Origin of the sequence: Pseudomonas sp. DG56-2 (assembly GCF_004803755.1) — a bacterium.
Lineage (GTDB): Bacteria > Pseudomonadota > Gammaproteobacteria > Pseudomonadales > Pseudomonadaceae > Aquipseudomonas > Aquipseudomonas auratipiscis.
In genome coordinates this window covers 5,660,389-5,682,436 of sequence record NZ_CP032311.1, presented here as the reverse complement: position 1 = coordinate 5,682,436, position 22,048 = coordinate 5,660,389, and the positions used below count along the sequence as shown (strand labels likewise).

Sequence of the window (22,048 nt, the reverse complement as noted above, 5' to 3'; positions counted from 1 at the left end):
CCGCGGCCTTTTTTTTGGTCAGTCCGTGCCGTATTTCGGCGAGCGAGGCCCGTAGAGCAGCCCGCCGTTCTGGTAAGGCGATAACAGACGTGCGCCAGTCATGCCAGCAATTGGATAGCTGGCGTCATCCAATGTGGTGTTGATGATTTGCTTGACCGCAGCGGTGATCAACATACCGACCAGGCCGCCGGCGTTGTTATTTCCTTCTTCGCTAGACGCCGTGGCGGTGCCGGTCCACAGGGTAGTACCGGTTTTAAGATCGACAAGCTTAGCGCTGGCAGTCACGATCGATGCGCTGCTAATCACCATGTAGCGTGTGCCGTAGTCGCTGACGGTCACATAAAGCCCCGCGTCCGCACCAAATATTTCGTTGAGCTTATTGGTTGGCAACTGATGGATATCGGCTGGCGTGGTCAGCCCATTCTGACGGAATGTCTCGTCGACCAGAGCGACAGGCAGCACATAGTAGCCGGCCTCAGCCAGCGGGTAGGTAACCTGCGAAAGCATGCTGTAGCTGGCTTTAACATCCGGCGACTCGTTCAGCGGAGGCAAAATGAGGATCGAGCGCGGACGAGCTTGCTTGAAGGCTGAGTAGTCGACCGTCTTGCGCTCGGCGCAGCCTGCGAACAACGACAGGATGCACGCGCCAACCATCAATTTTATAAGACGACTGATCACTGTTTGGCTCCTTGCTGGGCATTTTTCATCAAGAAGTCCATGTAAGCGGTCGACTCTGGAAACAGGGCTTTCTCCGTCTGGAACTGCTGAATCATTTGGTCATCCTTGCCCAGGCTCGAGTAGAGCAGGCCGAGCTGAGCGTGATAGCCGGGCGGTACAGCACCACTTTTGGCGCGGATCTTCTGCAGGTCGCGCTCAAGCGCCTCCGCTTGGGCTTCTTTCGATTCCCCTTTGAAGTACTGATACACCTGGGGCTGGTAACTCTCCCACTGGTACAGCGGCTTATGTGAGGTGCAGCCAGTTAGCAAGACACCGCCCAGCAAGACGCCGACGACCATGCGCCAGGCAAAATTTGCGTTACTCATTCTGTGTTCGTCCGGGTGAATTGAGTCTTCGTATTAAGACGCAGGCTTCCAGGCGCCGCTTTCTACTGCATCGACAAGCTTGTTGACGGCTTCGCGCATAGCCAGGTCAAGTACTTTGCCGTTAAGGGTAGAGTCGTAACTGGCAGTGCCGCCGAAGCCGATCACTTCACGATTGGACAGGGCAAACTCACCCGCACCCTGGCTCGAATAGACCACTTCAGAGGTGCTGATGTTGACGATGTTCAGGGCGACCTTGGCATAGGCGACCTGGGTTTTGCCGCGGCCGAGAATGCCGAACAACTGATGGTCACCCACCTCTTTGCGTCCGAACTCGGTGACATCGCCGGTCACGACGAAGTCAGCACCCTTAAGGCGTTGGGCTTGGCCTTTGATGGCCGCTTCCTGCTGGATTTCACCCATGTTGTCGCGGTCCAGTACGTTGAACCGGTTGGTCTGTTGCAAGTGGGTAATCAGGATGGTCTTGGCTTGACCGCCGAGGCGATCGACGCCGTCGGAGAAGATGCCGCGCATGTAGCTGGAACGGTTGTCGAACTTGCCTACAGCGATGGGGGTGCGCAGGCCACTGTAGGGGCGGTTGACGCTTTCGACTTGTTGTACCGCGACGGCCCTTGAGGTTTCTGTTGCACAGCCTGCAATAGAGCCCAATGCGATGGCGGCTGCCAGCACGAGTCCTTGTGACGCATATTTCACACTACTTCTCCCGGGTAAATACAAATGGTTTGCATCTAATTGTGCCAGCTGTTTCGGCTGGCAGGCAATTTCCTTGAGGGGGAAGCAGGAGACGCAAGGAACAATTGCGGGGCAGGTGTGCCCCGCAATCAAGGCGTTAGCGCGGTTTGTGATTGGTGATCAGGGTACCCACACCGCTGTCGGTGAAGATTTCCAGCAGTACTGCGTTTGGTACTCGGCCGTCGATGATATGCGAACTGTTGACGCCGCCTTGCACGGCTTCCAGGGCGCAGCGGATCTTCGGTAGCATACCGCCGTAGATAGTGCCGTCGGCAATCAGCTCGTTGACCTGCTCGGTCGTCAGGCCAGTCAACACAGTGCCTTGCTTGTCCATCAAGCCTGCAATGTTGGTCAGCAGCATCAGCTTCTCAGCCTTCAGTGCTTCTGCCACCTTGCCTGCTACCAGGTCGGCGTTGATGTTGTACGACTCGCCATTCTCACCGACGCCGATCGGGGCGATCACCGGAATGAAATCGCCTTTGACCAACATGTTCAGCAGGTCGGTATTCACCTTGACCACTTCGCCTACATGGCCGATGTCGATGATTTCCGGAGTGGTCATCTCAGGCGTCTGGCGGGTAACGGTGAGCTTCTTCGCGCGGATCAGTTGAGCGTCTTTTCCGGTCAACCCGATGGCACTGCCGCCATGACTGTTGATCAGGTTGACGATGTCCTTGTTCACCTGGCCGCCGAGCACCATTTCGACCACGTCCATGGTCTGCGCATCGGTGACGCGCATGCCATCGATAAAGTGGCTTTCAATCGACAGACGTTTGAGCAGGTCGCCAATCTGCGGGCCGCCACCGTGAACCACCACCGGGTTGATGCCGACAGCTTTCATCAGCACCACATCGCGAGCAAAGCCGGTTTTGAGCTCTTCGCTCTCCATCGCGTTGCCGCCGTATTTGATCACCAGGGTCTTGCCGACAAAGCGGCGGATATAAGGCAGCGCTTCGGACAAAACCTGGGCGACATGGGTGGCGGCATCGCGATCGAGGGTCATGCAGGGCTCCAATTGGAACAAATAGTCGGTCAGAACTTGGGTTGCAGATCAGGAGCAACGCGCTTCAACTGAGCGCGGAATATTTCCTGGATACGCTGCAGTTCGGCGGTGTTGTCGGCTTCGAAGCGCAATACCAGCACCGGTGTGGTGTTGGAGGCGCGAACCAGGCCCCAGCCATCGGGGTAGTCGACCCGCACACCATCAATGGTGGTCAGGTTGGCGTCTTGGCCCCAATCAGCTTCGCGTTGCAGTGCATCAATGATGCTGAATTTACCTTCGTCGGTCACATCAATGTTGATTTCCGGTGTGGAAATATCATTTGGGAACGCGGCGAACAGCTGTTCGGCATCGGTGGATTCTTTACTGAGGATCTCTAGCAGGCGCGCAGCACTGTAGATGCCGTCGTCGAAACCGTACCAGCGTTCCTTGATGAAAATGTGTCCGCTCATCTCGCCGGCCAGCAGTGCGCCGGTCTGCTTCATCTTCTTCTTGATCAACGAATGACCGGTCTTCCACATTAGCGCGCGGCCACCATACTGCTGGATCAGCGGGGTCAGGCGACGCGTACATTTGACGTCGAAGATGATCTCGGCACCCGGGTTGCGCTCGATAACGTCCTTGGCGAACAACATCAGCAGGCGATCGGGATAGACAATGCTGCCGGTGTTGGTGACGACACCGACGCGGTCGCCGTCGCCATCGAAGGCCAAGCCCAGGTCGGCACCGGTTTCCTTGACCTTGGCAATCAGGTCGACGAGGTTTTCAGGTTTGCCTGGATCCGGGTGATGATTAGGGAAGTTACCGTCGACTTCGCAGAACAACGGAATCATTTCGCAACCCAGGGCTTCGATCAGTTGCGGGGCAATCACGCCAGCGGCGCCGTTGCCGCAGTCGACAACGACCTTGAGTTTCTTCGCCAGCTTGATGTCGCCGGTGATCTGTTTGAAATAGCGCTCGAGGATTTTGACCTGTTCGACACGGCCTTCGCCGCGGGTCAGGTCGTTGGTTCTCAGGCGTGTCAGCAGTGCCTGAATTTGTTCGTTGGCCAAGGTGTCGCCAGCGATGACGATTTTGAATCCGTTGTAGTTCGGTGGGTTGTGGCTGCCGGTGAGCATTACACCGGACTTACCTGCCAGGACGTTGGCGGCGTAGTACAGGGCAGGCGTCGGCACCAGGCCAACATCACTTACCGTGCAGCCTGCTTCGACCAGGCCTTTGATCAACTGCTCGACCAGCATAGGGCCGGACAGGCGGCCATCACGGCCAACCGAGATGTTCGGTTCGCCTTGAGCCAGGGTTTGCGCACCAATGGCGCGGCCGATCCAATAGGCAGTCTCGGCGGTCAGGGTGTCACCTACCACGCCACGGATGTCGTAAGCGCGAAAGATGCTTTCTGGAAGTGCAGGTGCTAGGTGTGCCATGTCGTTCATCTCTGGGGAGCTCCAATATCGAGGGCGTGCAGGGCAGGCTCAAACTGAACGCTTTGACGGTCTTTTCGCCAGAGAGTTCGCCATCCTTGGCGCACAGTGGGCAGTGGTTCGATCAGTTGCTGCCGGAATGTCCAAAGCCGCCTGCACCGCGCTGGCTCTCGTCGAAGGTTTCGACGATATCGAAATGAGCCTGCACCACAGGCACCAGGACCAGTTGCGCGATACGTTCGCCAATGGTGATGGTGAATGGGGTTTGGCCACGGTTCCAGCAGGAAACCATAAGCTCGCCCTGGTAGTCGGAATCGATCAGGCCGACCAGATTGCCCAGCACGATGCCGTGCTTGTGGCCCAGGCCCGAGCGCGGCAGGATCAGCGCAGCCAGACCAGGGTCGCCGATGTAGACCGAAAGGCCGGTGGGGATGAGCAGGGTCTGACCAGGCTCCAGGACGGTGTCTTCCTTGAGCATGGCGCGAAGGTCGAGGCCCGCCGAGCCCGGAGTGGCGTATTGCGGCAGCGGGAATTCGTTACCGATGCGTGGATCAAGAATCTTGGCTTGTAGAGCGTGCATGCAGAGTTAAACCTGGTTGAGACGTTCGGCGATGAAAGCAACCAGCTGACGGGCGATCTTGCCTTTGCTGGTCTGTGCGAAGAGTGTTTCATGAAGCTGGCGATCGATCACGCTGCAGGCGTTCTCCTCGCTGTTGAAGCCGATGCTGGGGTTGGCGACATCGTTGGCGACAATCAGATCGAGGTTCTTGTCCTTGAGCTTGCGCGCGGCATAATCGAGCAGGTGTTCGGTCTCGGCGGCAAAGCCGACGCTGAACGGGCGATCGGGACGGGTGGCGATACTGGCCAGGATGTCCGGATTGCGAACCATCTGCAGTAATAGGCCGTCACCTGTCGTAGGGTCTTTCTTGAGTTTCTGTGGTGCGACCACTTCTGGGCGGTAGTCAGCAACAGCGGCCGAAGCGATGAAAATGTCGCAAGGCATCGCAGCTTCGCAGGCGGCCAGCATGTCGCGGGCACTGACCACGTCGATGCGAGTGACGCGATCAGGCGTTGGCAAATGCACCGGACCACTGATCAGCGTGACTTTGGCGCCCGCTTCGACAGCGGCTTCTGCAAGGGCAAAACCCATTTTTCCAGAGCTGTGGTTGGTGATGTAGCGCACCGGATCGATGTTTTCCTGGGTCGGGCCGGCAGTGATCACGACGTGTTTGCCAGTCAGCGACTCACGCTTGAAGCTCTCGGCCGCGCACCAGGCCAGGTCGGTGGCTTCGAGCATACGGCCTAGGCCCACGTCGCCACAGGCCTGGCTACCGGAGGCGGGGCCAAACACCTTGATGTCGCGGCTTTGCAGCAGTTCGAGGTTTGCCTGAGTGGCCGGGTCACGCCACATTGCCTGGTTCATGGCCGGTGCCACGGCCACGGTGGCGTCGGTGGCCAGTACCAGGGTGGTCAGCAGGTCGTTCGCAACGCCTTGCGCCATACGCGCGAGCACGTCGGCTGTGGCTGGGGCAATCAGAACCAGATCGGCCCATTTAGCCAGTTCGATATGGCCCATCGCCGCTTCGGCAGCAGGGTCCAATAAATCCATGTGCACCGGGTGACCGGACAGTGCTTGCAGGGTGAGCGGAGTGATGAACTCCGCGCCACCGCGGGTCATGACGACGCGCACCTGCGCACCGTGTTCCAGGAGTCGGCGAATCAGTTCGGCACTCTTGTAGGCGGCGATGCCGCCGCCGACGCCGAGAACGATGCGCTTACGATACAGCCGCTGCATAGGCTTGCCTTTTGCTCAGTGATTGCACGCGGCGACGACGCCTCCCCAGGCCGAATCGTCGCGTAAAAATGAGCGGGTAATGTAGCACAGGGCGGAAAAACCGCAGTAACTGATAGACAAGGAGGTGGTGGATGAGCATCAGGGATTGGCCGGCGGCGGAGCGCCCGCGGGAAAAGTTACTGGAGCAAGGGGCGCTCAGCCTCTCGGATGCAGAGCTACTGGCGATCTTTTTGCGCACCGGGGTTCGCGGCTTCAGTGCGGTGGATCTGGCCCGTCATCTGCTCGGGCAGTTTGGCGGCCTGCGCGGCTTGTTGGAGGCTGATAGCAAGCGATTCAACCGCGAGTTCGGTCTCGGGCCTGCGAAGTTCGCCCAATTGCAGGCGGTGATGGAAATGTCTCGGCGTCATCTGGCCGACCGGCTACGCCGCGACTCGGCGTTCGAAAGCCCGCAGGCGGTCAAGGACTACCTCAAGGCGCAATTGCGGCATGAGCCGCACGAAGTTTTTGCCTGTCTGTTCCTGGATGCCAAGCACCGCTTGCTTGCATTCGAAGCGCTGTTCAATGGCACCATCGACACGGCCAGCGTTTACCCCCGGCAGGTGGTAAAACGTGCATTGGCGAACAATGCCGCGGCACTGATTCTGTGCCACAACCATCCATCGGGAGTGTCCGAACCCAGCTCGGCAGACCTGCATCTGACCTTGCGCCTCAAGGAGGCGCTGGCACTGGTGGATGTGCGGCTGCTCGACCACTTCATTGTCGGCGACGGCGAGCCGTTGTCGATGGTCGAGCACGGGTGGTTCAGCGTGTCGAGCTGACCTTGGCGAAGTCCTGACGACCGAACGGGCTGACCTGGTAACCCTGGACATTCTGGCGTACCAGGGCGGCAGCGGTGGGGTGCGCAAGGGGCAACCACAGCGCTTGTTGCTGGATCAGGGCCTGGGCTTGCTGGTACAGGCGACTGCGTACACTTTGGTCCGTAGTCGTCCTACCCGCGCTGATCAATTGATCGAGGCGCTGGTCGCAGTAGCGGGCGAAGTTGGTGCCCGACTTCACTGCAGCGCAAGCGAATTGCGGGCTGAGGAAGTTGTCCGGATCGCCGTTGTCGCCGGCCCAGCCCATGAACAGCAAGTCGTGCTCGCCGGCCTTGGCTCGGCGAATCAGCTCGCCCCACTCAATGACACGAATGTCTGCCTTGATGCCGATCTTGGCCAGGTCGGCCTGGAGCAACTGGGCACCGAGGCTCGGGTTGGGATTGAGCAAGCTGCCTTGCGGGCGTGTCCAGATCGTGGTGCTGAAACCGTCCTTGAGCCCGGCCTTGGCCAGCAGCGCTCGTGCTTTGTCGAGATCGGTCGGGTACCCCGGCAGGTCCTTGGCGTAGCTCCAGGTATTGGGCGGGTAGGGGCCATTGGCGGCCACTGCGGTGTCCTCGAACACCGCCTTGAGGTAGCTGGCTTTATCGAAAGCCAGGTTGATGGCCTGACGTACCTCGGGTTTATCCAGCGGCGCGTGTTGGCTATTGATAGCGACGAAGGCGGTCATGAAGGCCTCGGTCTTTTCTACTTTCAGCGTCGGATCCTGGGCAGCGGCAGCGACGTCCAGCGGCTTCGGTGACAAGGCTATCTGGCACTCATTGCGCTTGAGCTTTTGCAAACGCACGTTGGCGTCAGGGGTAATGGCGTAAATCAGCGGGTCGACACCTGGCTTGCCGTTGAAGTAGTCCGGATTGGCTCGATAGCGAATGACCGCATCTTTCTGGAAGCGGTTGAAGACAAACGGCCCGGTGCCAATCGGCTGGCTATTGAGCTTTTCCGGGGTGCCGGCCTTGAGGAGCTGGTCGGCGTACTCGGCAGAGTAGATTGAAGCGAAGCCCATGCTCAGGGTGGCGAGGAATGTCGCGTCCGGATGATTCAGGGTGAAACGTACCGACTGCGGCTCTGGCGCTTCAATCTGCTTGATCAGGCTTGGTAGCTGCAACGACTGGGCGTGCGGATAGCCGCTCTGGGCGATTTTGTGCCAGGAGTGAGCGGGGTAGATCATGCGCTGGAAGCTGAACAGCACATCGTCTGCGTTCAAGGTTCGGCTGGGTTTGAAATAGCCGGTGCTGTGAAACTTGACTTCCGGGCGCAGCTTGAACTCATAGATCAAGCCATCGGCTGAAACCGTCCAGCTTTCGGCCAGGCTTGGCACCACTTCGCCTTTTCCGGCGTCAAATTCCACCAGGCGGTTCATCAGCACGTCTGCCGAAGCATTGGTAGTGGTCAGCGAGTTGTACTGAACCACATCGAAGCCTTCGGGGCTGGCTTCGGTGCACACACTTAACGCGGCCGCTTGAGCGAATACAGGGCCGAGCAGGGTGGCGAACAACAGGGGTAGAGTAGCAACGCGCATAAAATTCCTTGGCTGATCGATGGCCCATCTGCCAGTGCAGTCTGGAAAAGTCCTACCCTAGTTCGCCGGACCGGAAATAACCATAGGCTTTTTTATCAATCTCGCGACGAGTGGTCGACACCTCTGCGGGCCAGTCGTTATGCTGCACCGGCGTGTCAGTCAGCAAGCCAAAGCACATCTTCTGTTGTTGTGCTCTGGTCTTTCTGGTATAAAGCAGCGCTCTTTTCTAGGGGCTCGGCTCGTCGCATCTGCTGATTGAGTCGATAAGACCCTGAAGAAACACGGCGCCTAGCGCCATTGACTGAGAGATTAAGCGGCCAACCCATGCCGGGTTGGGCATGTGGTTTTAGAGGGCTGAGGCATGTCGAGAGTCTGTCAAGTTACCGGTAAGGGTCCGGTGACTGGGAATAACATTTCCCACGCAAACAACAAAACCCGTCGTCGTTTCCTGCCGAACCTGCAGCATCATCGCTTCTGGGTCGAGTCCGAGAAGCGTTTCGTGCGTCTGCGCGTATCTGCCAAAGGCATGCGCATCATCGACAAGCGCGGCATCGATGCCGTTCTGGTCGACATTCGCCGTAACGGCGCTAAGGTCTAAGGGAGAGAATCATGCGTGAATTGATCCGTCTGGTGTCGACCGCTAATACCGGCCACTTCTACACCACCGACAAGAACAAGCGCACCACTCCGGACAAAATCGAAATCAAAAAATTCGATCCGGTTGTTCGCAAGCACGTGATCTACAAGGAAGCCAAGATCAAGTAATTGATCTAGCTGACGAAAAAAGGGCCCGTATCTCAGGATACGGGCCTTTTTTTTGCCTGTAGCGGCGGGCCGTTAATTGGTTTTCTGTTCGAACATCACGTAGATCTTGCGGCACGGCTCCAGAACTTCCCAGGTGCCCTTGAAGCCTGCCGGAATGACGAAGCGATCACCGCCACGCAGGGTTTTTGCCCCACCGTCTGCATCGCGCAGCACCGACACGCCCTGAACGATTTCACAGTACTCGTGTTCAGTGTAATTGACGGTCCATTGGCCGACTTCACCTTCCCACACGCCCGCAGCAAATTGTCCACATGGGCTGGAGTAGTGGTTATAGACCGCTTGTTCCGGGTCGCCTTTGAGCACCTTTTCGGCGGCAGGACGATAGCGTTCGGCTTCGGTAAGAACTTGGGCGAAGTCGATGATTTGATCAATGCGCATGGTCTGTTCTCTTGTTTGTTTAATAAAATGAACATCAGTAGGCGTTTGGTGCAATTATGTCAAATATATTGATAATTGGCCCGTCAGTGGTTTAGGGTGGCAGGTGCCTGTGCGCGTATCTCGCCCAGCCAGAATTTTTGACAGTGCCCGTGAGACCTCGTGCGGCACTGCACCTTAACAAGAGGAGGAGTTTCGTATGACCACCCTGACTCGTGCGGATTGGGAACAGCGTGCCCAACAACTGAATATCGAAGGTCGCGCTTTCATCAATGGTGAATACACCGCCGCCGTTTCCGGCGCGACGTTCGAATGCCTCAGCCCGGTCGATGGCCGTCTGTTGGCACAGGTTGCCAGCTGTGATGATGCCGATGCCCAGCGTGCCGTGGAAAACGCCCGCACCACCTTCGCCTCCGGCGTCTGGTCGCGCCTGGCTCCAGCCAAGCGCAAGGCCACCATGATCCGCTTTGCTGCCTTGCTCAACGCAAATGTCGAGGAGCTGGCGCTGCTGGAAACGCTGGACATGGGCAAGCCGATCAACGATTCGCTGACCATCGACGTACCTGGCGCTGCCCAGGCGCTGAGCTGGAACGGCGAAGCGATCGACAAGATCTACGATGAAGTCGCAGCGACTCCCCATGACCAGTTGGGCCTGGTGACGCGCGAGCCGGTAGGTGTGGTTGCCGCTATCGTGCCGTGGAACTTCCCATTGCTGATGGCCTGCTGGAAACTTGGCCCGGCCTTGGCTACCGGTAACTCGGTAGTGCTCAAGCCTTCGGAAAAATCGCCGCTGACAGCCATCCGCATCGCCCAGCTGGCAATCGAGGCCGGTATTCCGGCAGGCGTCCTCAACGTGCTGCCAGGTTATGGCCACACTGTGGGCAAGGCCCTGGCCCTGCACATGGACGTCGATACGCTGGTCTTCACCGGTTCGACCAAGATCGCCAAGCAATTGATGATCTACGCGGGCGAATCGAACATGAAGCGCGTATGGCTGGAAGCCGGTGGCAAGAGCCCGAACATCGTTTTCGCCGATGCTCCAGACCTGAACGCGGCTGCCGAAGCCGCAGCCAGCGCCATTGCCTTCAACCAGGGTGAAGTCTGCACTGCGGGCTCGCGTCTGTTGGTCGAGCGCTCGATCAAGGACAAATTCCTGCCACTGGTGCTCGATGCGCTCAAGGCCTGGAAACCGGGCAACCCGCTGGACCCGGCTACCACCGTAGGTGCGCTGGTCGATGCACAGCAGATGAACACCGTGCTGTCGTACATCGAAGCTGGTCACACTGACGGCGCCAAGCTGCTGGTCGGCGGCAAGCGCATTCTCGAAGAAACCGGTGGTACCTACGTGGAACCAACGATTTTCGACGGCGTCAGCAACGCCATGCGTATTGCCCAGGAAGAAATCTTCGGCCCAGTGCTGTCGGTACTGTCCTTTGATACCGTCGAGGAAGCCATCGCTATCGCCAACGACACGCCTTACGGCCTGGCTGCGGGTGTGTGGACTGCCGACATTTCCAAGGCTCACCTGACCGCCAAGGCACTGCGCGCCGGCAGCGTGTGGGTCAACCAGTACGACGGTGGCGACATGACCGCTCCGTTCGGTGGCTTCAAGCAGTCGGGTAATGGCCGTGACAAGTCCTTGCACGCGCTCGACAAGTACACCGAGCTGAAGGCGACCTGGATCAAGCTGTAACCGCAACCGTTCGATCCAGTTCACAGCCGGACCTTGCTCGACGCAGGTCCGGCTGTGTTGTTTCTGCAGATCCACAACAGCCTGGGAGGCTGCGATGCGTTGGGGAACCTATTTCGCCGTGCTGTCGGCGGTGCTCAGTGTCGGCCTTGCGCTGGGCGTGAGCATGCCGCTGGTGTCCTTGCGTCTGGAAGGCTGGGGTTATGGTAGCTTTGCCATTGGCGTGATGGCAGCGATGCCGGCTATCGGTGTGTTGCTGGGCGCCAGCTTGACCAGTCGGCTAGCTGCCCGTTTTGGTACGCCGGGGCTGATGCGCATGTGTCTGTGGGCAGGTGCGTTGTCCATCGGTTTGTTGGCGCTGCTGCCCAGCTATCCGCTGTGGCTGGTGCTGCGCCTGCTGATTGGCATGATCTTGACCATTGTGTTCATCCTCGGTGAAAGCTGGATCAACCAACTGGTTGTGGAGCAATGGCGAGGTCGCCTGGTGGCTTTGTATGGCAGTAGTTATGCCTTGAGCCAATTGGCTGGCCCGCTTTTACTGGGGGTACTGGGTTCAGAGGACGATTTTGGTTTCTGGGTCGGTGCAGGCTTATTGCTGCTGGCGCCCCTGGTGTTGCTCGGGCGTAACGGGGCGCCCACGGCGGAGTCCTGCAGCGTGACGCTTTTCGATTTGATTGGCTTCTGCCGACGGTTGCCGGTGATTGCCTGGGCGATCGCCTTGTTTGCTGCTTTCGAGGCGATGATTTTGACCTTGTTGCCGGTGTATTGCCTGCAGCAAGGCTTCACCACCGAGATTGCCTTGTTCATGGTTAGTACGGTGGTGATTGGCGATGCGCTGCTGCAACTGCCTATCGGCGCACTGGCCGACCGCATGTCCAGGCGTACGTTGTTCAGCGGCTGCGCGATGACCTTGCTGCTGTCGAGCCTGGCTATTCCAGTGATGCTGCAGACATGGATGATCTGGCCTCTGTGGGTGTTGTTCGGTGCCAGCGCCGGGGGCTTGTTCACGTTGTCGTTGGTGCTGATCGGCGAACGGTACCGCGATGATGCCCTTGTGCGCGCCAATGCACACGTCGCGCAGTTGTGGGGTATTGGTTGCCTGATCGGGCCGCTGGTTGCAGGTGCAGGTAGCCAGTGGGTCAGCGGGCATGCGTTGCCCCTGTTGATGGCTGCTGGCGCTGCCGGGCTGGTGGTACTTGCCCGGCGCCCGAATGCCTTCGAGCCTGCTCCGGCCTAAAGCATGCGCTCCAAGCCAACGGCCTTGCTGATCCAGGCATTGAAACGGCGCCACAGTCCGCCGGGTTCGGTGGTCAGCGTGTGCAGGCGGTGGTTGTCTTCGGTTACCCAGACCAGTTCGCCGTCGACCAGCCGCGGCTGGTAGCTCAGTGCCGGAGACATACCCTGTACCGCCAACTCGCGGGTGTATTCGGCAAGCTCCGGGCTGTCGACCAGTACGCCGACCTCGGTGTTCCACAGCACAGACCGAGGATCGAAGTTGAACGAGCCAATGAAGGTTTTGCGCCGGTCGAAGATGATCGCCTTGCTGTGCAGGCTCGAATCGGAACTGCCATAAAGGCTCAGGGTGCGTTTGGAACCGGGATCACCCGGCTGGCGACGTAGTTCATACAAGTGCACGCCATGCTTGAGCAGCGCCCGCCGATACGGCGCGTAGCCGCCATGCACCGCAGGCACATCGGTCGCCTCCAGGGAGTTGGTCAGCAGCTTGACCGAGACACCGGCATCGGCATGGCTGGTCAGGTACAGCAGACCGGTTTCACCGGGAACGAAATAGGCCGAGATCATGATCAGCTCATGCTGCACGTCGTTCATTTCCGGACCCAGCTGGTGAGTCATGAGCAACTGCGGGTCAGGCTCATCACGGGCCAGAACCTTGCTGGGTGCATCCCACAATGCCTGGTTATGGGCCCAGATCAGTTCGTTGCGCCACACGCCCAGACGGGGATTTGTCTTGTAGGCCATCAGGCGGTCGTACAGTGCTTTGCGTTCGACCTGGGCCGCGGCGAGCGAGGCTTCCAGGCGCTGGCGGCTGGCGCTCAGGTCTTCGGCGTCAGGCTGAGTCAGCATGAAGTCGCCAATCGGCTGGCTTAGAGCACTGTTCCAGTATTGATCGAAGCTATGACCCAGTTGTTCGGCTACCGGGCCGACGCCCAAGAGATCGATATCGGTGAAGTTGAGGTTGGGCTCGGCATCGAAGTACTCATCGCCCAGGTTGCGGCCGCCCACAATGGCCATGCTGTTGTCTACCAGCCACAGCTTGTTGTGCATGCGTCGATGTTGCAGGTTAAGGTTGAACAGCCTGCCCAAGGCGCGGGTCACGCCGGTGCTGCGGCCAAGGTGTAGCGGGTTGAAGACGCGAATATGGACGTTCGGGTGGGCGGCGAGGGTGGCTATCTTGTCGTCGATGCCGTCACTGGTGGTGTCGTCGAGCAGAATACGAACCCGCACGCCCCGGTCGGCAGCCAACAGTAGCTCATGCACCAAGGCACGGGTGCTGAGGCCGTCATGCACGATGTAGTACTGCAGGTCGATACTCGACTGGGCATTACGAATCAGTTCGGCGCGAGCGCGGAAGGCTTCATTGCTGTTGGGCAGCAGGCGAAAGCCGGAGCGGCCGTCATAGGCAGCAGCCTGGCGTTGTACTGAGCGGCCGAAGGCTGAGTCGCTGGCGGGCAGTGCTTGAGTAACTTGCCGTGGTTGTCCGACACTGGCGCATCCACTCAGGCCAAGCGTCAGCAGCAGCGACAGCAACAGGGGCAGCGCGCACAGGCTTCTCAAGGCAAACGGGTCCTTTGGTTCAATTGCTTATGGATATATCGACCGCGAACGGCGGCGGAAAGTTACCCGTCGTTGTCAGCTTCGGCCAGTAGACGAATGGCGGTCTCACCAACCTTGCGTACAGCGGCTTCGATTGCGGCTGTGGGGCGTGCCGCAAAATTCATCCGCAGGCAATTGCGGTACTTGCCGGAGGCGGAGAAGATACTGCCGACGGCAATTTGCACACCTTGCCCAAGTAAAGCCCGGTTCAGGCGAAGCGTGTCGAAACTTTCGGGCAACTCCACCCACAGCATGAACCCGCCCTGCGGTCGGCTGGCGCGAGTGCCTGGCGGAAAGTAGCGGGTGACCCAGTCGCTCATTTGATCGCGACTGCGTTGGTACTGGCTACGCATACGGCGCATATGCGGCGGGTAGTGGCCGGCCTCGATAAAGTCGGCAATGGCCAACTGCGGTTGGGTCGCGGTGCAACCGGTACTGATGTATTTCATGTGCAGCACCCGCTCCAGATATCGGCCAGGGGCTACCCAGCCAATACGCAGCCCTGGCGCCAGGGTTTTGGAGAAGGAACTGCACAGCAGCACCCGGCCGTCTTCGTCGAACGACTTGATGGTGCGCGGACGCGGGTAGGTATAGGCCAGGTCGCCATAGACATCGTCTTCCAGGATCGCTACGTCGAAACGCTGGGCCAGGATCAACAAGGCCTTCTTGCGCGCCTCGGGCATGATGTAGCCCAGAGGGTTGTTACAGTTCGGGGTGATCTGGATGAGCTTGATCGGCCACTGCTCAAGCGCCAGTTCCAGGGCCTCGAGACTTATGCCTGTGAGCGGGTCGGTGGGGATCTCCAAGGCTTTCATGCCCAGGCCCTTGAGGGTTTGCATGGCGCCGTGAAAACTCGGCGAGTCCACCGCGACGATATCTCCAGGCTGGCACACGGCGCGAATGCTGGCCGACAGTGCCTCGTGGCAGCCGGTGGTCACGACGAGGTCAGCCGGATCGATACTGCAGCCGGAGTCGAGCATCAGGCGGGCAATCTGTTCGCGTAGGGCCAGGGTACCGGAAATGGTGTCGTAATACAGGCCGGGCATGTCCTGGCGGCGGCTGAGTTGGGCCAGGCTGCGCAGCAGCGGCTTGAGCGTGGGGCTATCGATGTCGGGCATGCCACGGCCTAGTTGCACGACGTCTTTACTGGGTACGCTGCGCACCAATTCGATGACTTGTTCCCATTGGGAAATTTCCACGGGCCGTTGCGCCGGACGGCTCACCGCGGGCAGCGCAGGCAGGCTACGGTCGGTCGGCACGAAGTAGCCGGATTTAGGGCGCGGCGCTGCCAGGCCGTTATCTTCCAGCAGGCGATAGGCCTGCTGCACAGTGCTCAAGCTGACGCCATGCTCGACACTCAGCGCCCGTACAGACGGCAAGCGATCACCCGGGCGGTACAAGCCTTGCTCGATGCGGGCGCTGAGCAACTCAGCGAGATTGACGTAGAGGGTCATGGCATACTCCCGTGGCGCCGTGGGGCGGTCTACCAATACAGATGCTGAAAAAATACAGCATTCAGTGGGAAAACTGCCAATTCTGTATGGAAATAATATCGCTGCTTTGAATCTGTATTGCTTGCGCATGATCGCGCAAGCTTTTCCTACGGTTATTCAGACCCGGAGGATCAGGTGATGAGCGGTATTAGCGATGTGCGTCTTAAATTGCACGCTGAAGAACTGAGGCGTGAACAGCGTTTGAAGTTGTTCAATGTTCCAGTTGAGCTTGGGCGCTGGGGCTTGATGGCGCATCGATGGAACAGTCGTCGTGAGCTGTTGGAACTGACCCCCGAGCAATTGCGCGATATCGGCCTTACACCGGAGCAGGCACGCCAGGAGGGCTTGAAACCTTTCTGGCGTGGCTGAAGCTGAGTTCCTGACGCATAGGCAGCCGATCGCGGGGTATGCCGCTGCGGCAGGACGCAACAGTTCAGACCAACTCTTTCAGTCGGTGCCAGAGCATGCCCAGGGCCAGCAGTGGTGAGCGTAGGTGCTTGCCACCCGGGAAGGTGATGTGCGGCACTTTGGCGAACAGGTCGAAACGTCCGCTGTGCTGGCCGCTGATGGCCTCACCCAGAAGCTTGCCCGCCAGGTGGGTGGCATTGAGGCCGTGACCTGAGTAGGCCTGGGCAAAATAGACGTTTGGCTGGTCTGCCAGGCGACCGATCTGCGGCAGGCGGTTGGCGCCGATGCCGATCATGCCGCCCCACTGGTAGTCGATGCGTACATTGGCCAGTTGCGCAAAGACCTGAAGCATCTTTGGCCGCATATAGGCGGCGATGTCCTGCGGATCACGTCCGGAATAGTGGCATGCGCCTCCGAACAGCAGTCGGCGGTCAGCGCTGAGACGGTAGTAGTCCAGCGCTACGCGCTGGTCGCAAACCGCCATGTTCTGCGGCAGAAGTTCGTGAGCCAGCTCTTCGCTCAAGGGTTCGGTGGCGATGATGTAGCTACCGGCAGGTAGCACCTTGCCGCCCAGTTCAGTGTTGAGGTCGTTCAAATAGGCATTGCAACCGAGTACCAATGTACTGGCGAGCACTGATCCTTGGGCAGTGTGCACGCGCACCTGTGAGCCATAGTCGATACGGGTAACTGTCGACTGTTCGAATAGGCGAACCCCAAGCTTCTTGGCCACGCCTGCCTCGCCCAAGGCCAGGTTCAGGGGGTGCAGGTGCCCGGAGCCCATGTCGATCAGACCGCCCACGTAGCGGTCCGAGCCCACCACTGTGTGCATCTGTTCGGGTTGGACCAGGCGTAGTTCATGGCGGTAGCCCAGACCGCGTAGCTCTTCGGCATCTTCGGCGAAGCCTTGCAAATCCTTGGGCTTGTTGGCCAGATCGCAGTAGCCCCAGGTCAGGTCGCAGCTTATCGCGTGCCGCTCGATGCGCTGACGCACGATGTCCACCGCTTCCAGGCCCATCAATTTCAGTTCGCGTACACCGTCGCTGCCCAGCAGCGGGGTGAACTGATCAAGACCGTGCCCGACGCCGCGAATCAACTGCCCACCATTGCGACCACTGGCGCCCCAGCCGATTTTGCGGGCCTCCAGCAAGATGACATTGAGGCCGCGTTCAGCCAGTTCAATCGCTGTATTGAGCCCCGAAAAACCTCCCCCCACCACGCATACGTCGCAGCTCAACGCGCCGAGCAGCACCGGAAATTCGGGCTGCAACTGGCTGCTGGCTGCATAGTAGGAGGCGGCGTGGGAAGCAGGTGATTGAACAGGGGCGCTCATCGATGAGTCCTGATTTTAGTGTTTGGAAAAATTGACGCAGGATAAGCTGCACTTTCGATACGGGGCAACCATGGGGCAAAATACCGTCGTCCCCGTTCCCCACCGCAGGCCGCCATGAGTTGTAACAGCCACAAGATCCGATTCCTGCGCGATCAGATCCCATCTTTCGAGTGTGTGCCCGGCTGCCATGACTGCTGCGGGCCGGTGACCACGTCTTCGGAAGAAATGGCCCGCTTGCCGCGCAAGAGTGCGGCCGAACAGGAAGCCGCCCTGGCCGAGCTGAATTGTGTGCACCTGGGGCCTGATGGCTGCACCGTGTACGAAGAGCGGCCGCTGATCTGCCGACTGTTCGGTACCACAGAGCGCCTGCCATGCCCCAACGGTCGCGGGCCGGTCGAAATGATTGACCCGCAGGCAGAGAAGCTGGTGCATCAGTTCATTGCCAGTACCCGCCAGGTGCTGGTCTAGGGCTTAGTCTGGAATCGGCAGGTTAAGGCTCTCCTTCACTTCTTCCATGACGATGTAACTCTTGGATTCGCGAACGTGCGGCAATTTTAGAAGAATATCGCCTAATAGCTTGCGATAAGACGCCATCTCCGAGATTCGTGCTTTCACCAGGTAGTCAAAGTCGCCCGACACCAGGTGGCATTCCAGCACATGGGGAAGTTTCAGTACCGCGCGGCGAAATTCTTCGAACGTGTCGCCAGACTTGTAATCCAGGCCTATCTCGACGAACACCAGCAAACTGCCCTTCAGGTGCTGCGGGTTGAGCCGGGCGTTGTAGCCCATGATGATGCCTTCTCGCTCCAGGCGCCGCACTCTTTCGGTGCATGGCGTCGTCGAAAGACCCACCTTCTCGCCCAGTTCAGTAAACGAAATGCGTCCATCGGATTGCAGTATGCGCAGGATGTTGCGGTCGATCTTATCCAGTTCACGTTTGCTTTGGTGCTGGGTTCTCATAGTGGATGCCCCTCCGTAAAAGCCAACCTTGCCGAGAATTCTCGCCAAATATAGGCTTTTATACAGTGAAAAGCACTGGTCATACCTTCCTATACTGCGCCCATCTACGCCACTAACAACAAATGTCAGCTATACGCTGCGTCGAGGGTAATAAACATGCGAGTTCTGGTACTTGGTAGCGGTGTCATCGGAACCGCCAGTGCCTACTATCTGGCACGGCAGGGTTTTGAAGTCGTTGTGGTCGACCGCCAACCGGCAGTCGCCATGGAAACCAGCTTTGCCAACGCCGGCCAGGTCTCGCCAGGCTACGCTTCGCCGTGGGCTGCTCCCGGTGTGCCACTGAAGGCCATCAAATGGCTGCTCGAGCGTCACGCACCGTTGGCAATCAAAGCCACTGCAGACATCGATCAGTACCTGTGGATGGCGCAGATGCTGCGCAACTGCACAGCCAACCGTTATGCCGTGAACAAAGAGCGCATGGTGCGTCTGTCCGAGTACAGCCGTGATTGCCTCGACGAGTTGCGTGCAGAAACCGGCATCGCCTACGAAGGCCGTATGCTGGGTACTACCCAACTGTTCCGTACCCAGGCGCAACTCGATAGCGCCGCCAAGGACATCGCTGTGCTTGAGCAGTCCGGCGTGCCGTACGAAGTGCTCGACCGTGAGGGCATTGCCCGCGTCGAGCCAGCCCTGGCTAACGTTACCGATATCCTTGCTGGCGCCCTGCGTTTGCCAAACGACCAGACGGGCGACTGCCAGATGTTCACCACCCGCCTGGCGGAAATGGCGATCAAGCTGGGGGTCGAGTTCCGCTTTGGCCAAGACATTCAGCGTCTGGACTACGCCGGTGACCGCATCAACGGTGTGTGGATCGATGGCAAGCTGGAAACGGCCGACCGCTACGTCCTGGCATTGGGCAGCTATTCGCCGCAACTGCTCAAGCCGTTGGGTATCAAGGCGCCGGTTTATCCACTCAAGGGTTACTCCCTGACCGTGCCGATCACCGACCCGGCAATGGCGCCGACTTCGACCATTCTCGACGAAACCTACAAAGTAGCGATTACCCGTTTCGACAACCGTATTCGTGTTGGTGGCATGGCTGAAATCGCCGGTTTTGACCTGTCGCTGAATCCGCGTCGACGCGAAACGCTGGAGATGATCGTCAACGATCTCTATCCTCGCGGCGGCGATCTGAGCGAGGCCAGTTTCTGGACCGGCCTGCGCCCGACCACGCCGGACGGTACGCCGATTGTAGGTGCCACACCGTTCCGCAACCTGTTCCTCAATACCGGTCACGGTACGCTGGGCTGGACCATGGCGTGCGGTTCGGGCCGCTTGCTGGCGGATTTGATCGCACGTAAAAAGCCACAGATCAGTGCCGAAGGCCTCGATATTTCTCGTTACGGAAAACACCAGGAGCCTGCAAAACATGTCAGTCCAGCGCCAGCTCACCAATGAGCGCATGAGTCAGATCGTCACCCACAATGGCACCGTCTATCTGGCGGGCCAGGTGGGGGACGACATGAATGCGGGAATTGAGCAGCAGACCCGTGAAACCCTGGTCAACATCGAGCGTCTGCTGGATCTGGCCGGTACCGACAAGAGCCGCTTGCTCTCGGTGACCATCTATTTGAAGGACATCGATGCGCACTTCCAGGGCATGAACAGTGTCTGGGACACGTGGCTGCCCAAAGGCGTCGCGCCTGCACGCGCGACTGTCGAAGCCAAGCTGTGCGAGCCGGAAATTCTCGTAGAGCTGTCGGTAGTGGCTGCACTGCCGTAATAGCAATCCCTCACCCGGTGCCGTTGGTGGCCTACAAGCTGCAATCGAGCACCGGGTTTTTTACTATAACCAGACTGCCAAGAAGGCTGCCGCCATGCGTCCTGCTCGTGCCCTGATCGATCTTCAAGCTCTGCGTCACAACTACCAACTGGCTCGCGAATTGTCCGGTGCCAAGGCCTTGGCCGTGATCAAGGCTGACGCCTATGGCCATGGTGCCGTGCGTTGCGCCTTGGCGCTCGAGCAGCAGGCCGATGGTTTCGCCGTAGCTTGCATCGAAGAGGCGTTGGAGTTGCGAGCGGCGGGGATCAAGGCGCCGGTATTGTTGCTCGAAGGTTTTTTTGAAGCCAGCGAACTGGAGCTGATTGCCCAGCATGACCTGTGGTGTGTTGTGCATTCGCTGTGGCAGTTGGAAGCTATCGAGCAGGCGCGCTTGAGCACGCCGATCACCGTCTGGCTCAAGCTCGACAGCGGCATGCACCGGGTAGGTTTGCATCCCAAGGATTACCAGGCGGCCTATCAGCGCTTGCTCGCCAGCGGCAAGGTCACCCGTGTGGTGTTGATGAGTCACTTCGCCCGTGCGGACGAGCTCGACAGTGCTGCCAGCAACGATCAGGTCGCGGTATTTCAAGCCGCCCGTCAGGGCCTGAGTGCCGAAATCAGCCTGCGTAACTCGCCGGCTGTGCTGGGTTGGCCGGCCATTCCAAGTGATTGGGTGCGCCCGGGCATCATGCTCTACGGCGCCACGCCGTTTGAAGTGCCGCAAGCTGAAGCTGTCCGTCTGCAACCGGTTATGACCCTGCAATCACGCGTGATCAGCGTGCGCGAATTGCCTGCCGGTGAGCCAGTGGGCTATGGCGCTAAATTCATCAGCCCGCGCCCGACTCGCGTCGGTGTGGTTGCCATGGGATATGCCGATGGCTACCCGCGTCAGGCGCCGACCGGTACTCCGGTCATGGTCGCAGGCAAGCGCAGTCAGTTGATTGGCCGAGTGTCGATGGACATGCTGTGCATTGATTTGACCGACGTACCGGAAGCCGGCATCGGCAGCCCGGTAGAGCTATGGGGCAAAAATGTGCTGGCCAGCGATCTGGCGCAGCAGGCGGGAATGATTCCGTACCAGATATTCTGCAACCTCAAACGTGTGCCGCTGGACTATATCGACGATTGAGGCGCCAAAGCGGACAGGCTGCGGGTCGAAGTGTTGTAAATACTGAACGCTGTTGCGATGATATCGTTCAATTTCGACCCCACTCGTTCGTTTAGGAGGGCTCCAGCATTGGACGTCGGTGAACGACTGCAAGCCATTCGCAAGCTCAAGGGCCTGTCCCAGCGTGAACTCGCCAAACGGGCGGGCGTCACCAATAGCACTATCTCGATGATCGAGAAGAACAGCGTAAGCCCTTCAATCAGCTCGTTGCGTAAAGTGCTGGGCGGTATTCCGATGTCCATGGTCGAGTTTTTCTCGGAAGAACTTCAGCCGGAAAACCCCACGCAAATCGTTTACAAGGCTCATGAGTTAATCGACATTTCTGACGGTGCCGTAACCATGAAACTGGTCGGTAAGGCGCATCCGAGCCGGGCGATTGCATTTCTTAACGAAGTGTACCCACCGGGTGCCGATACCGGTGAAGAAATGCTCACTCACGACGGTGAGGAAACCGGGATTCTCCTTGAAGGGCGCCTGGAACTGGTGGTCGGTCTGGAAACTTTTATTCTCGAAGCGGGCGATAGCTACTATTTTGAAAGTACCAAGCCGCACCGTTTCCGCAACCCCTACGATGAGCCGGCTCGGCTGATCAGCGCAGCGACGCCGGCCAACTTCTAAAGTGTGTGACACGCGGCGGATTGTCGCGGCTAAGACCCTTTGGACATTAGGGTTGTTTCGGTATGGCAGGGTTCCCGTTATACTTGCGCCGCCTGCGAAACCGTGGCCGCGGGCGTGACTAGCC

At 59.0% G+C, this 22,048-nt stretch carries 23 protein-coding genes and 1 pseudogene; 11 read left to right on the top strand and 13 right to left on the bottom strand.

Translation table 11 applies throughout. The annotated features are described in order from the left end of the window. Positions 1-18: 18 nt before the first annotated feature. The 7 genes and pseudogenes from D3Z90_RS26070 to coaBC all read right to left on the bottom strand — a co-directional run bounded on the left by D3Z90_RS26070 (position 19) and on the right by coaBC (position 6,009). Complete coding sequence (locus D3Z90_RS26070; protein ID WP_136479051.1) at positions 19-654, bottom strand: DUF799 domain-containing protein; 636 nt, start codon at positions 652-654, stop codon at positions 19-21. Between the two features lie 20 nt (positions 655-674). Beyond that, on the bottom strand, positions 675-1,043 hold the full coding sequence (locus D3Z90_RS26065; protein ID WP_136478742.1) for a DUF4810 domain-containing protein: 369 nt from the start codon (positions 1,041-1,043) through the stop codon (positions 675-677). Positions 1,044-1,076: 33 nt separating this feature from the next. Further along, positions 1,077-1,754, bottom strand: coding sequence for a CsgG/HfaB family protein (locus D3Z90_RS26060; RefSeq protein ID WP_136478741.1), 678 nt, complete (start codon positions 1,752-1,754; stop codon positions 1,077-1,079). Positions 1,755-1,890: 136 nt separating this feature from the next. Beyond that, a complete protein-coding gene (gene argB, locus D3Z90_RS26055; protein ID WP_136478740.1) occupies positions 1,891-2,796 on the bottom strand; it encodes an acetylglutamate kinase in 906 nt (301 codons plus the stop codon). Between the two features lie 29 nt (positions 2,797-2,825). Beyond that, positions 2,826-4,205 (bottom strand): annotated as a pseudogene (locus D3Z90_RS26050) (phosphomannomutase/phosphoglucomutase); the annotation flags it as partial. A gap of 133 nt (positions 4,206-4,338) precedes the next feature. Then, on the bottom strand, positions 4,339-4,794 hold the full coding sequence (dut, locus tag D3Z90_RS26045) for a dUTP diphosphatase (protein ID WP_136478738.1): 456 nt from the start codon (positions 4,792-4,794) through the stop codon (positions 4,339-4,341). 6 nt (positions 4,795-4,800) lie between these two features. Beyond that, the gene (gene coaBC / locus D3Z90_RS26040; RefSeq protein WP_136478737.1) at positions 4,801-6,009 is read right to left on the bottom strand and encodes a bifunctional phosphopantothenoylcysteine decarboxylase/phosphopantothenate--cysteine ligase CoaBC; all 1,209 of its coding nucleotides are present in this window, start codon (positions 6,007-6,009) and stop codon (positions 4,801-4,803) included. A 131-nt stretch (positions 6,010-6,140) separates the two neighbouring features. Here coaBC and radC point away from each other — a divergent pair, with 131 nt between their 5' ends. Continuing rightward, on the top strand, positions 6,141-6,827 hold the full coding sequence (radC, locus tag D3Z90_RS26035; RefSeq protein ID WP_136478736.1) for a DNA repair protein RadC: 687 nt from the start codon (positions 6,141-6,143) through the stop codon (positions 6,825-6,827). Here radC and D3Z90_RS26030 read toward each other — a convergent pair. Next, positions 6,811-8,400: an ABC transporter substrate-binding protein gene (locus D3Z90_RS26030; RefSeq protein WP_136478735.1), complete on the bottom strand. Its 1,590-nt coding sequence runs from the start codon at positions 8,398-8,400 to the stop codon at positions 6,811-6,813. The genes radC and D3Z90_RS26030 overlap by 17 nt on opposite strands. Before the next feature lie 361 nt (positions 8,401-8,761). Here D3Z90_RS26030 and rpmB point away from each other — a divergent pair, with 361 nt between their 5' ends. Beyond that, a complete protein-coding gene (rpmB, locus tag D3Z90_RS26025) occupies positions 8,762-8,998 on the top strand; it encodes a 50S ribosomal protein L28 (protein WP_010225868.1) in 237 nt (78 codons plus the stop codon). A gap of 11 nt (positions 8,999-9,009) precedes the next feature. Then, positions 9,010-9,165 (top strand): 50S ribosomal protein L33, encoded by a 156-nt coding sequence (gene rpmG / locus D3Z90_RS26020; RefSeq protein WP_010225867.1) that lies wholly within the window; start codon positions 9,010-9,012, stop codon positions 9,163-9,165. A 72-nt stretch (positions 9,166-9,237) separates the two neighbouring features. On the opposite strand, the gene D3Z90_RS26015 is transcribed toward rpmG, so the two are convergent. Beyond that, positions 9,238-9,603, bottom strand: coding sequence for a cupin domain-containing protein (locus D3Z90_RS26015; protein ID WP_136478734.1), 366 nt, complete (start codon positions 9,601-9,603; stop codon positions 9,238-9,240). Positions 9,604-9,799: 196 nt separating this feature from the next. On the opposite strand from D3Z90_RS26015, the gene D3Z90_RS26010 reads away from it, so the two are divergent. Together D3Z90_RS26010 and D3Z90_RS26005 are read left to right on the top strand one after the other, a co-directional pair. After that, entirely contained in the window at positions 9,800-11,293 is a 1,494-nt protein-coding gene (locus tag D3Z90_RS26010) for an aldehyde dehydrogenase (protein ID WP_136478733.1), read from the top strand. A gap of 94 nt (positions 11,294-11,387) precedes the next feature. Continuing rightward, positions 11,388-12,527 (top strand): MFS transporter, encoded by a 1,140-nt coding sequence (locus tag D3Z90_RS26005; RefSeq protein ID WP_136478732.1) that lies wholly within the window; start codon positions 11,388-11,390, stop codon positions 12,525-12,527. Here the strand turns inward: D3Z90_RS26005 and D3Z90_RS26000 are convergent. Beyond that, on the bottom strand, positions 12,524-14,086 hold the full coding sequence (locus D3Z90_RS26000; protein ID WP_136478731.1) for a phospholipase D family protein: 1,563 nt from the start codon (positions 14,084-14,086) through the stop codon (positions 12,524-12,526). The genes D3Z90_RS26005 and D3Z90_RS26000 overlap by 4 nt on opposite strands. Before the next feature lie 62 nt (positions 14,087-14,148). Then, positions 14,149-15,579, bottom strand: coding sequence for a PLP-dependent aminotransferase family protein (locus tag D3Z90_RS25995; RefSeq protein WP_136478730.1), 1,431 nt, complete (start codon positions 15,577-15,579; stop codon positions 14,149-14,151). A gap of 177 nt (positions 15,580-15,756) precedes the next feature. Between D3Z90_RS25995 and D3Z90_RS25990 the strand changes: the two genes are divergently transcribed. Next, positions 15,757-15,987: a DUF1127 domain-containing protein gene (locus tag D3Z90_RS25990; RefSeq protein ID WP_136478729.1), complete on the top strand. Its 231-nt coding sequence runs from the start codon at positions 15,757-15,759 to the stop codon at positions 15,985-15,987. Positions 15,988-16,051: 64 nt separating this feature from the next. Here the strand turns inward: D3Z90_RS25990 and D3Z90_RS25985 are convergent, their stop codons facing one another. Beyond that, the gene (locus tag D3Z90_RS25985) at positions 16,052-17,356 is read right to left on the bottom strand and encodes an FAD-binding oxidoreductase (RefSeq protein WP_136478728.1); all 1,305 of its coding nucleotides are present in this window, start codon (positions 17,354-17,356) and stop codon (positions 16,052-16,054) included. A 114-nt stretch (positions 17,357-17,470) separates the two neighbouring features. On the opposite strand from D3Z90_RS25985, the gene D3Z90_RS25980 reads away from it, so the two are divergent. Further along, positions 17,471-17,824: a YkgJ family cysteine cluster protein gene (locus D3Z90_RS25980; RefSeq protein ID WP_136478727.1), complete on the top strand. Its 354-nt coding sequence runs from the start codon at positions 17,471-17,473 to the stop codon at positions 17,822-17,824. 3 nt (positions 17,825-17,827) lie between these two features. Here D3Z90_RS25980 and D3Z90_RS25975 read toward each other — a convergent pair whose 3' ends face one another. Beyond that, a complete protein-coding gene (locus D3Z90_RS25975) occupies positions 17,828-18,316 on the bottom strand; it encodes an Lrp/AsnC ligand binding domain-containing protein (protein WP_136478726.1) in 489 nt (162 codons plus the stop codon). 156 nt (positions 18,317-18,472) lie between these two features. Between D3Z90_RS25975 and dadA the strand changes: the two genes are divergently transcribed. From dadA to D3Z90_RS25955, 4 genes are all read left to right on the top strand, one after another. Further along, positions 18,473-19,774 carry a D-amino acid dehydrogenase gene (gene dadA / locus D3Z90_RS25970; RefSeq protein ID WP_136478725.1) on the top strand — a complete coding sequence of 434 codons (1,302 nt, stop codon included), beginning with the start codon at positions 18,473-18,475 and terminating at the stop codon, positions 19,772-19,774. Further along, the gene (locus D3Z90_RS25965) at positions 19,746-20,099 is read left to right on the top strand and encodes a RidA family protein (RefSeq protein ID WP_136478724.1); all 354 of its coding nucleotides are present in this window, start codon (positions 19,746-19,748) and stop codon (positions 20,097-20,099) included. Before dadA ends, D3Z90_RS25965 begins: the two co-directional genes overlap by 29 nt. A gap of 94 nt (positions 20,100-20,193) precedes the next feature. Then, the gene (gene alr, locus D3Z90_RS25960; protein WP_136478723.1) at positions 20,194-21,267 is read left to right on the top strand and encodes an alanine racemase; all 1,074 of its coding nucleotides are present in this window, start codon (positions 20,194-20,196) and stop codon (positions 21,265-21,267) included. A gap of 108 nt (positions 21,268-21,375) precedes the next feature. Further along, positions 21,376-21,924 (top strand): cupin domain-containing protein, encoded by a 549-nt coding sequence (locus D3Z90_RS25955; protein ID WP_028942437.1) that lies wholly within the window; start codon positions 21,376-21,378, stop codon positions 21,922-21,924. Positions 21,925-22,048: the final 124 nt, after the last annotated feature.